Source organism: Allomuricauda sp. XS_ASV26 (assembly GCF_041224615.1).
In the GTDB taxonomy this organism is placed as follows: Bacteria; Bacteroidota; Bacteroidia; order Flavobacteriales; family Flavobacteriaceae; genus Flagellimonas; species Flagellimonas alginolytica.
Genome location: NZ_JBGFGK010000031.1, coordinates 865,660 through 880,478, shown reverse-complemented (window position 1 = coordinate 880,478; position 14,819 = coordinate 865,660). Strand labels below are relative to the sequence as shown.

Here is a 14,819-nt window from a genome sequence, read left to right as displayed (position 1 = left end):
GATCAAAAGGCACGTTCGTTGAAACCGTCAATTTCGGTTTACGCGAACGGTAATTCTCCGGTTGGTAATTACCGATGTTGGAGCAATCCGATTGACCTGAACATCCACTGATGGATTATCTGTCGTGATGTTGCCATCTGTTTGATCTTGTGAATTGGTAATGGTATTGGTGTAGGTTACGGATGCATTGTAAATATTATCCAATCGGGTCTTCGCTACCAACGTCATGGTCACCAGTTCGCCTCTACTCATGGTGCCTACATTCCAATTGGGGTAACTGAACGATCCTTTGGATACACTCGCGGACACAAAATCCAGACCTGTGGGCAATAAATCTGTTATTTGTAGATTGGTAACAGGATCGTGCCCTAAACTTTCCACCGAAATATCGAATGTGACAAGATCTCCTTCATTCACGGAAACATCGACCGTAGATTTATCGAGAACAATATCGGCATCGCAATAGTATACTTCGATCGTATTGGAATCGTAGGTACATGGTCCCCTGGTCACCCGCAAATAATAATCTCCCGCCATACTGGCATTATATGTTGCCGAGGTTGCACCGGGAATCAGAGCTCCGTCCCCGTACCATTGGTAGGCATCAAAGGTTTCCCCACTGGCAATCCCCAATGAGGCACCGGGCAAGCAATAATTACCTGTTATCTGTAAATTTACATCCGGTGCTGTATCAAAACCTGAATAATAACCTGCAATACCTCTTGCTCCATTAAACCCAAAAAATCCAACGGCAATAGGCCCGGTTGACTGAACACTGACATCTCCATTGAGGTTGGGTATGTAAAAGGTTTTCCAGTCAGAGCTTCCGGCCACCGTGTTGGCCGAAGGTAATCCTACGGTTCCACTTGCATCGGAAACTACAATATTACTATCTGGTGTAGCGGTAGATGCAATGACCGTAATACCACCTGATACGTTAATACCTGCCGCATCTCGGATATCCGGAATATTGTCCATGGTATCGGTCATAAGGCAGTTAACGGGCGCCACAAAGTTCAATCCTTGGGTATATACTGCACTTGAGCCTGCCATACATTGGTAAGCGTAAACATCTTTGGAGGTTCTAACAAACATATTGGCGCCGACCGTATTTGAGGAATAATTGCCACTGGGTATTTCAAAATAATCCCCATTGTTAATGGTTGCAATCGGTGTTACCGAACCATTCACATAAATTTCCGTATTGTTTTGGGTACCGATGATCAATGGGAACTCTGTTGCTCCATTGGTGCTTCCATTTCCTCTTACAAAAACATATTCTTTACCAAGTCTGTTTTCGGGCACGGGCTGATCTATTCCTGCATCACGGTTGCTGCTATTGGCTTGCCGTCCATAGTTCAAGGATCCGTTACTGATCACAATATCCTTGTCGGATACAATAGATGCCCCTATCCACCCATCTTCATGGGCCTGGGTCGCATTGTTTCCGATATAGGTCTCAAAAACAAAAGATTCGTTGGCATCCAACACAATTTGATAGCTGTCCGCGGTAATTCCTGCTCGATTGGAACCCACTCTAAATTCGCAATTAGGGTCGTAACCAAAAATATCTATGGTCGTATTATCTTCCGTGGCCATAATGCCCAAAGTGTTGGATTTTGACACATGGGTTCCCAAGTTGGGCACCCCGCCCCACTTAAAGCTAGTTCCCAAAGCTGCTCGCCCTTTCGATGTTAAAGAAGCGGCTTGCGAACCGGACCTTCCGCGATAGTTTACATAGAATTTGTTCCCGCCCGGTGCAATAAATCGTAATCCTCCATTGGTGAGTACCACTCCTGTATTGCCATCATCCACTAAAGTGATATTGTTGTTTCCATTGGGCAAATTGTACAGCCCAGAACTTGCATTCGAAATCGTGAAAGAAGTTATCGGCGTTCCACTGGTTCCCCGATATACATTTACCGTGAATGGAGTTGTTTCGGGTGTTGACAGGTACACCGATTGCTGTTGTATGGCACCATTATTTTGTCCTTGTCGCAAAGGTGGCAAATAATGGAGGTCGCTCAATTGTGCGAACGACCAGTTTGCCATCATAAAACACAGTATCGCAATCGTTTTTCTAAACCTCATTTTTCTATATTCTTGACACAAAATAAATACTAGCCTTAAAAAAGCGCAACCTTTGGTTGTAAAAGCCCTAATTCATGTTGCGAATGTCGTTTTTAGGTTAAACTACACTGTTTATTTTCCTCTTCATTTAACGATATAGGGTAAAATGTCCAACAAATTCCCTTTGGTCTTCTATTCCGTTCAATCGGATAATGTACCAATAATCACCTGTTGGCAATCCTTTTAGCTGGTACTCTCCGTTCCACTCATCCTGATTGCCTTTGAATTGGAACAGATTTCTACCGTACCTATCAAATATTTTGATAAATATATTCGGGTACTGCTGAATATTCTTAGGGGCCCAAGTATCGTTCTGCCCATCACCGTCCGGAGTAAAGAAATTTGGGATCTCTATATCTATAAACTCAACAAATATATCCTGCGACACACTACAACCGTTGCCATCTGTAACTGTAATGGTATAGGTATCGGTCGCTGTAATATGGAATTCAGAATCCGAGGTTTCCGGACCTCCATTTATACTATAGGAATAATTACCATCACCTCCTTCTGCAAATGCTTTTATACGGTTGATGTCTTGATCGCTCAACTCCAATGTCAATGGTTCAAAAATGGTTATGTTAAATTCGAACGTATTGATGCATCCATTGCTGTGCAGTGCCGTAATGTAATGTTGCCCTGCCGTCAAATTTTCAAAGTAAGGATCTAATTGCATCTGGTTGGGATCATCGGTATCCAATCCGAAAATCACATCACTGTAAACATCGGAATCTTCGAGTAGAATCCGAACTGCATTGGACGCAGCTCCCATAGTGTCACATTCGTACAAAATTTCGGCCTCTCCATTTAAGTTGGCTCCGGCCTGCACTTCGAACACCTCGGCCATTTCACAACCATTGGCATCCCTAACAAACAATACGTGTGTGCCACTGCTCAAATCTTGGTAAGTAAATCGGTCTTGAACAAAATCCGTATCGTTATTGGTATTTAAGCTCGTATAGTATGGAGCTGTACCTCCCGAAATTTGTAATGAAACGGTTCCATCGCTACTTCCAAAGCAAATCTCGTTGGTAACGGTTGAGCTTGTTTGTAACTCATCGGGTTCGGTCAATGTGAACTCGATCAATTCAAAACATCCATTGCTGTCCTGTGCGATTACCCGATAATCGCCTGGTGATAAATCATCAAAACTATTCTCGTCCACAAATTGGTTGAGGTTGGGCGATATTGCAAACTGATAATCACCGGATCCGCCCTGTACATCCAGAACCACACTACCATCGTTAGCACCATTACAGCTAATATTGTTAATGGTAGGGGTTACCACCAAAGGTGTAGGCTCTTCTACAACGATCTCTTCCGAGATGACGATACAATCTTCACTTTGCACCCGTACATAATAGCTTCCTGCAGGCAAATCACTGAACCTGCCATTGGTTTGATCGGGCCTGATCTGGTTGGTCAAAGCCAAATCAGCAAATAAGGCATACTGGTAATTTCCAAGTCCCCCGTTGGCAAATGCCTCAACAAAAGCCGTACTCTCACCATTACAATTTACTTGTGCCGCCGAGATGTCCAAATCCACGGTAAGGGTTTCTATTGGGGCAATGGTTATTTCGTTGGAAATTGTGGATACACAATTAAAACTATCCCTTATATAATATCTGTAGTTTCCTGCCGTGATATTTTGCAATAGATGTGTATCGGAAGCAACAGTCCCGTTCATTGCGGTAAAGTTAACGCCATCTGTACTCCAAGTATAAGGTGCTGTTCCTCCAGATGCTACCAACAGTAATTCAGCATCCGACTGACAACTTAATGGTTGATGTGTAACCAACATAGCATCCACATCGGTAGGCTGTACTATTTCCACAATACTGGATTCGAAGTCGCAGGCCATATCGTCCGTTACCGAAATACTATAGAACCCTGCTCCCAAATTATCGAAAGTTGGCGATGTTGAGGTTGTGGACGAACTTAACAGTGTTGTTCCCAAAGCATCGGAATATGTATTCAACACATATCGGTAGTTCGTGGTCACATTTCTAGCGTTTAAACTTATGGTCACGGAGGCATCGGTATCTCCCTCGCAAACTAAACCAGTATTGGTAATGGACCCGGATATGGGGTCGGGCAGCAACAGTTCAAAAGCGTTGTTGAAGACCTGGGTGCATCCCAATGCATCGGTCACGGTTACATTGTACTGTCCGGCAACCAAGGATTGGAACAGGTGACTGTTCACTCCGGTAACACTTGTGGTTATTCCACTACCCACATGGGTCAAATCCATGGAATATGGCCCTTGTCCGCCAGCAGGAGAAATTAAAGCACTTCCTTGATCATTGGTGCAACCTACATCGGTTAATTCTATTGGATTCAATGTAACAGGGGCCGAAGGTGTGGCAATACTGAACAATCGTACTTGGCTGCACTCTGGGAATGCGTCCTGCACTACTTCCACTACATAATCTCCGGCAGGAACAAATATCGGAGCTGTTGGTCCAAGGTTGATAGATGAACCGTTCAATATTGAGGCTCCATCATCGGAACGATCGGCCGGTGTACCATTGGTATCAAAAATATACCAATGAAAACCTGATGCATAGGAAGCATCCACCAAAGTCAATTGAATACTACCATCGTCCCCAAAACAAACGGCATCGGTCAATTTGTCCACAATTACATCGAACGTGTTGGGTTCTTCCACTAAATGGTTGATTGTAATTTCACAACCCGTAGCAACGTTCAATACGCCAAAGGTGTGGTTTCCTGCTGGAAGATCTACAAATTGATTGGATGCTTGATATACTGCCGATGGCAACAATCTAAATTGATAGTTGGTCGGATCTGTGGCGTAACTTGTTAGGCTACTTGTAACATTAATGGTAACATCCTCGCCCAAATTGACACAGCTGATCGGATCATCAACGTGAATTGTCGGCGTATTCATTTCATCGAACTCTGGAATATTGACCATAATTTCGGCAGAGCATCCTTTGTTGTCCACCACTCTTGCAATGATATTGCCTCCTGCAAAATCTGCATGGATATAACTGGGGTTCGCTCCAGATTGAAGCATTGTTGAAGTTGCGTCATCGATAAATTCGTAGCGCACGTATGTGCCACTTCCACCGGAAATGCTAGCAACGTTGATCGTAATTGTGGCATTGTCGGCAGCATTACCTGCAGTACAACCAAATGGATCTACGGTTGGCACATCAAAAGTGATAGGATTGGGTTCTGCAACTACAATGTTCAAAACAACTGTATCACATCCATTTTGACCCACGGCCGTTACCTCATAAGTACCTCCAGGTAAATTATTGAAACTATTGGTCGTAGGGTCGAAGACCGCCACATTTGGACTCAATGTATAGGTCAACGGATTAATACCATTGTTGTTCTCTGTGATTGCAATGGTTCCATCCAATGCTCCATTACAAGATACAGCGGTCGGAGTGGCCGTAAAACTTGGCTGGATTGCGGCAGGAACCTCAACTGTGAATGTTCTGGAACATTCAGGACCTTCCACCCCAATGTCGTAAATATTTACGGTATAGGTATCTGCAACCGTTACCAATTCGGTAACTGTGCTACCGCCCATTGCCTGTCTTCCAACCAAAGTACTGGAAGTACCCAATATTTCATATTCATAATTGGTGGAACCATTGGTAACATTGATCAAAATTTCAGCTTCGTTACCGGCTCCACAACCTAAAGTTTCTGCCAAGCTAACATTTGCCTGCATGGTCGGGTGTACGGTAACGGTATCTGTAGCGGTACAGCCGTTACTATCCAAAACACTTACTGTGTATGTTCCGGGAACCACATTGGTGAAAGTTCCTCCATTGTTTACATAATTAGCACCTCCGTCCAAAGAGTAATAGAATGGCATGGCGCCTGTGGCCATAACAATATTTACATCGGCCTGGGTATCACAATTATCCACAACAATACTATCTATTGTTGGGTTTGGGGCAAGGTCCAAATGTACGCTTCCCAAACTTTGTGAACAACCATATTGATCGGCAACAGATACATTATAAGTTCCTGCCGGTGAATTGGCCGGGATTTCGATAGGGTTGTCCAACGTGCCAGAGACTCCAGCAAACCCGGCTGGTCCGGTAACATCATAATAATAGGTTCCTCCACCTCCAGAAATATCCGGGATTTGGATAAGGCCTGGGTTGCTACACGTAATATCCTGCAGTACCGTAGGGCTTCCGGACAAGGCATCCAGTTCCTCCAACGCTTCGTTTTCAGAAGCACTGACACATCCGGAACTTGCGCCATCCTTTTTAGTTACCTCAAGGAAATATTCCCCTTCACCCAAAGCATTGAACGTTAGCGATTGAGGAGAAGAAAATGGAACATTTACGCCGCTTGTAGTTACCACCACAGGCGTACCGGAAGAAATATCGTAGAAAGTCCACTCAATTTCGGAGCCAGGTGACACGGTGTTTTCCACTATGGTGTATTCAATACTTCCATTGTTCAATCCATTACAAGCTGGGGTAATATTGGATGTTATATCAAATGGGTGAACAAAGAGATCATTTACGTTTACATTACTCTGCCTTACACAACCATTGTTGTCCTTAACATAGAACACATAAGTTCTTCCGGGCACCAAACCTGTCCATACATGATTTCCATGACCAGCTGGAACTACTACCGGAGTCCCTGATGAATCATCGATGTTGCCACCTACAATCCATGTTGCCGTAGCGGGATCAAAACTGGAAGGATCGTCCGAATAAGCATATTCGTAGGGTGCCACACCTTCCGATCCCTGGACTTTTACTTGCAACTCATTACAGTTCACGACCACGGCAGAAATAGTAATATCCAGATCATCCAATGGATATGGAATAATAAATTCAGGGAAATCGGTCTGGCAAATTGGATTGCCCGTTCCGTCTAAAGTTCTTATGGAAGGATATACAGAATCTCCTGAATTATATCCCCTGAGTTGATCTGTGGCTTGCCAAGTAGCACCACCATCATCACTAAATTCCAGGGTGCCCAAGGTCAATGGATAGTTAACAAAATCAAATCCGAAGTCCATTGGTCCACCTCCACAGTTTGATGGATATCTTCCAATAATATCAGCAGTTAGCTCATCTGGATTATTTATGGTAACCGGGGTTTCCGACAAAGGACAACCGTACGTATCGGAAATATTGATGGTATAATTCCCTGGTGACAGGTTGTAGAATGTATGTGTATTGGACAGTACGTTGTTAAGGATCTGGTCCGATGCCCCTCCATTGTCCAAATCTACAATCTCGATGGTAAATGGTGCATCCCCAGATGTGATATTCACCGCAATACTACCCATACCATCGTGACATTCTGGTGCTGTTGGCGTTGTTGTGAAGGCCAAAATTGGTGCTGCCGACACGGTAACCGTTTCTTTATATTCACAATAGGGAGCAGTCCCATTGTTATCTCTTACGAATACATCAAATGTACCTTCGTTTCCGGCGGTAATTGTTTCCGTATTCAACCCTCCAAAATCACCTGCCAAAGGAGTTGATCCTGTGGGCACAAAGGCATACACATAATTTCCATCACCGCCAGTTGGAGTAACGGTAATATTGCCATCTCCACAGCTGGTTACATCCAGCTTATCTACTTGAGCGGTAATCGTGGGCAGAATTACAACGGTCTGCAATACAGGTCCACAGCCATATCCGTCCGCCACTTCTATATCGTAACTACCCTCTGCCAATCCTGTAAACGTATACTCGGTATCGGTAGACGGTGTCGGAGTTATCCATGCCCCTCCATTTATTCTAAAGGTATAATCTCCATTTCCATCGGTAACCGTTGCCGTAATGGTAGCATTGTTCAAACCATCGTAACATGCCGTGGACGAAGTAGTGAAAGCAATGGTCTCAGGAGGCGATACCGCGACCGGCGCTGCAGAAAGCACATCGCATCCATTGGCATCCCTTACCCGCACTAAATAATCGCCATCCGCTACATTTAAGAAAATAGGATTAGATTGGTAAGCGACTTCCAAATTCCCCAAGGTATCCTCCAATTGATAGGTATAACCCGGTGTTCCTCCCGTAACTGAAGCTTCTAATGTTGCTCCTGTATTGAAACAGGTATAGTCGGCCGTTAAGTTCAATGAAGGTACGATGGCGGCAGGTTCCGTTAAAGTAGCTGCAAAACTTACCGAACAGGTGGTTTCATCTGCTTTTCTGACCATAACGGTATAGCTTCCATCGGCCAAATTGGATGCCGTTGTCACAGGAGATGACATTGAAGCAATCCAGGTGGCACCTCCATCCAAAGAGTATTCAAATCCTGCCACAGCATCAAAGTTGCCCACTTCAAAAGTAATGGAGCCATCGGCTGCACCGTTACAACTTGGGTCGTCAACGGTCAACAATTGAGCTTCAAATGCTTTATTGGGTTCCACAACCACAATAATATCCTGAGTTTTTTCACAGATTTCCGGCGATTGTACTGCCTGGATATCATCCAAAATTAGGTCGTTTCCATAATCACTGTTCAAATTGGTTCTTAATACGATGCCAACGGTAGTATTTGCTCCTGGATTAAAGGTTACTTCTCTAAAATGCCAATCGTCCGCATTTGTGTTTTTAGGGATTTCGTTGGTAGGGATACTAGAAATTACGGTACCCGAGCCATCCACCAACTCTACCAAAACTTCCGGATTGTTTCCATTGCCGGAGGTTACCATAAGGTTATAGGCCCAAAATGAGAAGGTGATATCTTGATTAGGAAGCACCTCTATTCCATTCCTTTCCCAAAGAACACCGAAGTCTCCTGCTAAGGTACTCACATCGATAGCCAAAAAGCGACCATCTGTCAAACCAGTATGATCGTTAGGACTTCTCCAAGCGGGAATTGGATTGGTCACGAAGTTGGTTACAGTATATTCGCCGTTTACCAAAATACCGGCAGGCCCCAAATTACATGCTGTTTCTGTTCCATCTTGTGGTTCATAACAATAACCGGATCCAATTTCTCCAATTTGGGTAGTAATCCCTGTTCCAAAGTTTTCTTGAAAAAGTGTGCTTTGATCCGGAGCGATACTACTGGAGTATCCTACGGTAACTGTATGTGTTCCGTCTCCAATGTTGTTGAATATATTATTATCGACCGGAGTATTGGGCGAACCGTTCAAACTATAGGTATAATCAAAATCCGTTGCGTTGGATGTTCCAATGGAAATGGTAGCCAATCCATCACAAGCATAATCGATTGTGGTTGTAAAGTCTGGGTCTGCTGCCATAGCAGGAACCTCTAATTCCATAGGGTACGTACAACCTAAATTATCCCTAACGACAAGATTGTAATTGCCGGGCATTAAATAACGGTCGTTGGTGGGAACAAAATTACTACCGCCATCAAAACTATAGGTGTACGGGGCTTGTCCTCCACTGGCATTCAATATCTTCACCAACGCACCATTCGGGTCACATGAGGCGTCCTGAACAATGGCCGGCGAGGCCGTCAACCTAAACGGTTGGTCTATTTCGTAATCATAATTTTCGACACATCCAGTACCTGCATTACCGCTGGAATCCATTACGGTAATGGTATAAAGTCCGGCAGGCAAGTTGCCAAAATCGTTATTGGTTTGATAAGTAGCTCCACCATCCAAGCTATATTGGTAAGGTGCTGTCCCTCCCGTTACGGATACACTCAAGGTTGCCGTAGATGAATCAGCACATACGATTCCCGAGTGGGTCGCAGATACGGTAAGGCCACCAAGTTCTTCCATTCTCACACTATTGGAGATAGCATAGCAACCATTGTCGTCAAAAACGATGAATTGATAATCACCGTCCTCATTTGGGAAATAGGTGGTCGGTGTACCTCTATATCCGAACAAAAAGTTGGTATTGGTCTGCATTTCGGAAGTAGGAACGTCTGACGGGTCGGCATACAAATCCACCCCATCTTTGCTCCAAATGGCCATTTGATAATCCGGGGTCGGAGTACCACCCGAGGGGGTCAAGGTAATTACTCCCGCGGTACAGGTTATATTATCGGTGGTCAATGCGGTAAGCGTCAATTCAGGAATTTCATTTACCGTAATTTGTTTGGTATCGGTACAGCCGTCATCCGTTGTGGTGATTACATTGTAGTTTCCTGGGTTTACATTGTTAAACGTATGGGTGTTGTCCGTGGTTGGATTTTGTTGTGCGATCAAGGTTCCGAGACCACTATTGGAGCCATCGTCCAGCCTAAGTTCGTATTTGTAATTGGGCAGTACGTTCAATGCCTGGATACTTACGGTTCCCAATTGATTGCAATCGGCAGGTGTTGTATCGACATCTACCTGAAAATTTCTTTCCAAGATACCAATATCCTCTGTTTCAAAAATACAGCTTCCTTCTATAGGATCTCCTGTTGATGGGTTCAATTGAGTAACCTGAACTGTATAAGTACCACTTGTGGTTATATCAAAACTAGGTCCATTGTTGGCAGAAAATGGCACCACAATGTTTCCGTTGGATGCATCTATCAATTGGAACCCGTAATTGGCCCCTACTCCGTTGACTCTAATGTTTCCAGGAGTGCTGCACAAAATATCCGTCGGCGTATAGTCAATATCCAAGGTGTTTTTGAACACGTTGAAATAGAAACGGCTAAAACATCCGTTCTTATAATTGATGACCACTCGATATTTACCACTTTCGGTAACTGTAAAATTGTCTTGCACCACTACATCGCTCCATGTGCACATATTGCTTTTGTTGGCACAATCATCACCTGCATCCGAACAACTGCCTTCGTCCAGTTTTTGCCAAACGATGTCCAGAGCATCGGTTATACCGAGCTGAAGGGTAACTTCATCATTCTCACCACACAAAAATATTTTAGGCAATAAATCACCATCAACGGAACACGTTACGATTTCTCCCTGTATGTTGTTATCTGGATTACTATCGGCATTTACCTGGTTAAAATAGCTTATTATGGGATTGGTCTGTGTGTCGCCAAAACGTTCTACAGTGATAAGCTCTGTTAAATCAGGACAACTTCCTCCTCCTGATTTCTCCACAATGTAGTTTCCAATATTTGTTACCAATAGTGTACTTGGGTCGGCATCACCATCATCCAAGATGGTATCGGCACCATCTATTTGACCATTCCCATTGTTATCCAATGCCCAAGTATAGGTTGCAAATCCGGAACCTGCCGTTAATAGAGCATCATCTCCACATAATTGAACTGTTCTGGCTTGACCGCAATTGGCCAAGTCGTCCAAAATATTGTTAGTGGCCACTTGTGGGGTTACATCGCACGGGAAATTGGAAGAACCGGGCTCATCGGTGTAAGTGGTTGAATTAACGACCCCTTGGAATGATGCGTAAGCCAAGTTCTGCAACTCGGATGAACAGGCATCGACAAAATCGGAGCAGTTTCCTGAAACGGTCACTGTGATTTTTATGCTATACTCCGGGTCTCCGATTTCTACAAGTGCATCTGGGACCTGGAATTGCAGTGTATTTGTATTGATGTCATAACTATGTGTCGTACCCAAGGCATTGGAAACATCCACATTGTCCAATGTAACATTGTTGGGCAGGATATCGGTTATTTCGAAGTTTGTAGCATCATCGTCCCCGGTATTTTGAAAACGGAGCACATACTGAAAGGTTTGCCCTAAACTGATTCCTTGGCCATTGATATCCACCGCGCTTAAATTTTCGGATGTATTGCCAAGCAATATTTCAGGGGCGTATACTTGGGTGTAGGAGGCAGCATTTACAGTTCCATCGGTTGGGTCCACCACTGGAACTCCTGAACCGTATTCCCCGCCATCTCCACCGTCGGCATTCTCATCTTTATAAAATTCTACGGCATCGGTACAACCGTCGCCATCACTATCCAAATCGAGTGAATCGGGAATACCATCGGAATCGGTATCGCAGCCTGCTGTTAACAATACGCCCCGCATGTTGGTGGGCCCTACAATATCTTGTCCTATGGACACCGTGTTGTTTCCGGTCGGATCCCAATTTACCACATTTGCTGGCGTGGTCAGGTTCATTGGCTCCAGAGGACCACCCGAGGATCTTGCACCGTATATTTGGAACTCCCCGGCCTGATCTACCACTACACGCAGCAAGGGACTGCCATGCGTTCCTGTAATTGTCCATATATCGGGGTTTCCTCCTTCTCCGTAGGTAGTTCCATCGTTAAAACGGGCAAAATTTCCACTTGCGCCAAGCTGGAACTGTATTTCACCTGCCACATCTACTCCATTGATATTGAAGTTGAACGAGTTGTCCAAACTGAACACGTCGAACACCAAATAGTTGTCAACACTAATCAAACTGCCACTATGCGGGTCACCATTGGATATGTTGAACAAAAGGGTATCGCACTCGTCCTCATCGTAAATACCATCATTGTCATCATCTAGATCGGTGATGTCATTTACCCCATCGTTATCCGAATCGTTGTGAACCACTATACGGGCGGATGGGACATCTTCTGTAATATTGGTATCGGTTTGATCTTGTGTATTTACTGCTGTATTGATCAAACTCAACAAAGGAAGTGTGTCAATTTCATCTGCCTGTACTTCTAGCTCCAAAAAGGCGGTTTCGCCACCATTCAAGGTTCCGACATTCCAAGTGTTTCCACTCCAACTTCCCGTAATTGTGAATGCCGAGACCAAAGTAAGTCCGGCAGGGATATTGTCTGTTATTTGAAGGTTGGTCAATGGTCCATCTCCAAAGTTTCTCACCTTAATTGTAAACGTTGCCGTTTCCCCTTCCATTATTTCAGGTTTATCGACCGTTTTTTCCAGTGCTACGTCGGGATCACAGTACAGGGCCGTTAAGGGTTGCGAATCGTAGGTACATGGCCCTTTGGTTCCTCTAACAAAATAGTCCCCGGCACGTGTTGCTGCAAAGCTGGGTCCATTGGCCCCAGGTATGGCCACACCATCTTCGTACCATTGGTATGCATCAAAGTTTCCTGTTGCCTCATATATTTCGGACCCCACAAAGCATCCGGTACCTCCCCTAACCTCAAGAGTTACTTCGGGGACCGTATCGAACCCGGAAAAATATCCGGCAACACCCCTGTTTCCGTTATAGCCAAAAAATCCGACGGCTATTGGTCCTGTGGACTGAACGCTGACATCTCCTGTTAGATTTGGAATAAAAAACGTTTTCCAATCTGTTGATCCTGCAACGGGATTAGAGGCAGGAAGTGTTACAGATCCATTTCCATCTGTCACAGAAATATTAGCATCTGGTGTGTTTACGGCCGCGATAATAGTAACTCCCCCGGTAACATTGGTACCGGCCATGTTCCGTATATCGGGAATGTTATCCATAACATCGGGCAGCAAGCAGTTTACCGGTGCCACAAAGTTCAATCCTTGGGTATAAGCTTTACTATCCCCCCCTATACACTGATAAGCATAAGCGTCTTTTGAGGTTTGTACAAACATATTGGCCCCAGCTGTATTGGATGTATAATAACTACTGGGAATTTCAAAAAATTCACCATTGTCCAGTGTAGCAATAGGTGTTCCCGACCCATTAACGTATACTTGCGTGTTATCGGCGGTGGCAATGATCAAAGGAAATTCTGTCCATCCATTGGAAGCTCCATTGCCCCTAATAAACACATAGTCCTTTCCCAATTTATTTTCGGGCACGGGTTGATCGATTCCCGCGTCACGATTACTATTGTTCGCTTGTCGTCCATAGTTCATGGAACCATTACTGATCACAATATTTTTATCTGAAACAATGGAAGCCCCTATCCAACCATCGCGATGTGCGTTGGAAGGAGAATTCCCTACATAATTTTCAAACACAAAGGACTCGTTGGCGTCCAACGTTACGGTATAAGTGTCGTCGGTAATACCATAGGCATTGTTACCCAATCTAAAACTACAGTTTGGATCGTACCCAAAAACGGTAACCGTGGTATTGTCCTCGGTCGCCATTATTCCCAATGTATTGGATTTTGATACGTGTGAACCCAAATTAGGCACCCCTCCCCATTTAAAACGTGTACCCATCGCCACTCTTCCCTTGGATGTCAGCGATGCTGCTTGGGACCCAGAATATCCCCGATAATTGACGTAAAATTTATTTCCGCTCGGAGATTCGAACCTTAGGCCTGAATTGTTCAGTACAACCCCAGTATTGGAATTGGTAACCAAAGTGATATTGTTATCCCCATTGGGCAAGGTGTATACCGCTGGATTGGTATTCGAAATATTGAATGTGGCAACCGGTGTTGCACTCGTCCCACGATAGGCATTTACCACAAAAGTTACCGGCTCCGGTGTTGACAGATAGACTGCTTGTTGCTGGACAGCTTCGTTGTTTCGCCCTTGCTTTAAAGGTGGAAGATAATGAAGATCACTTAACTGGGCTTGTACTTGGTTAAACGCAAAAAACATTAACAAAATGCAAATGCTTTTCAATAAACGATCTGCGTACGAAGAGGTAAAATTGGCCATTTTGAGGTTGGTCTAATGTATTACTTGAAACAAAAAAAGCTCTTAAAGCCCTCGTATACATATTTTTGTTGTCATCTTCGAACTTTGTTGTGTCTAATAGGTCGTTCCTGTTGTTATTCAATTCAAAAAATCTGCATAAAACCTCTTGATCCATACATTATTACAGTTTTTTCCCACAACTATTTAAATTCAATGTTATATGGTCAATTCAATTGGAAGCAATGGCACACAATTATATTAT

At 44.2% G+C, this 14,819-nt stretch carries 2 protein-coding genes; both read right to left on the bottom strand.

The features are described from left to right. Positions 1-27: 27 nt before the first annotated feature. The gene (locus AB9K32_RS11335; RefSeq protein ID WP_369885222.1) at positions 28-2,091 is read right to left on the bottom strand and encodes a DUF11 domain-containing protein; all 2,064 of its coding nucleotides are present in this window, start codon (positions 2,089-2,091) and stop codon (positions 28-30) included. Between the two features lie 127 nt (positions 2,092-2,218). Beyond that, positions 2,219-14,578 carry a T9SS type B sorting domain-containing protein gene (locus tag AB9K32_RS11330; RefSeq protein WP_369885221.1) on the bottom strand — a complete coding sequence of 4,120 codons (12,360 nt, stop codon included), beginning with the start codon at positions 14,576-14,578 and terminating at the stop codon, positions 2,219-2,221. Between the last annotated feature and the right edge of the window lie 241 nt (positions 14,579-14,819).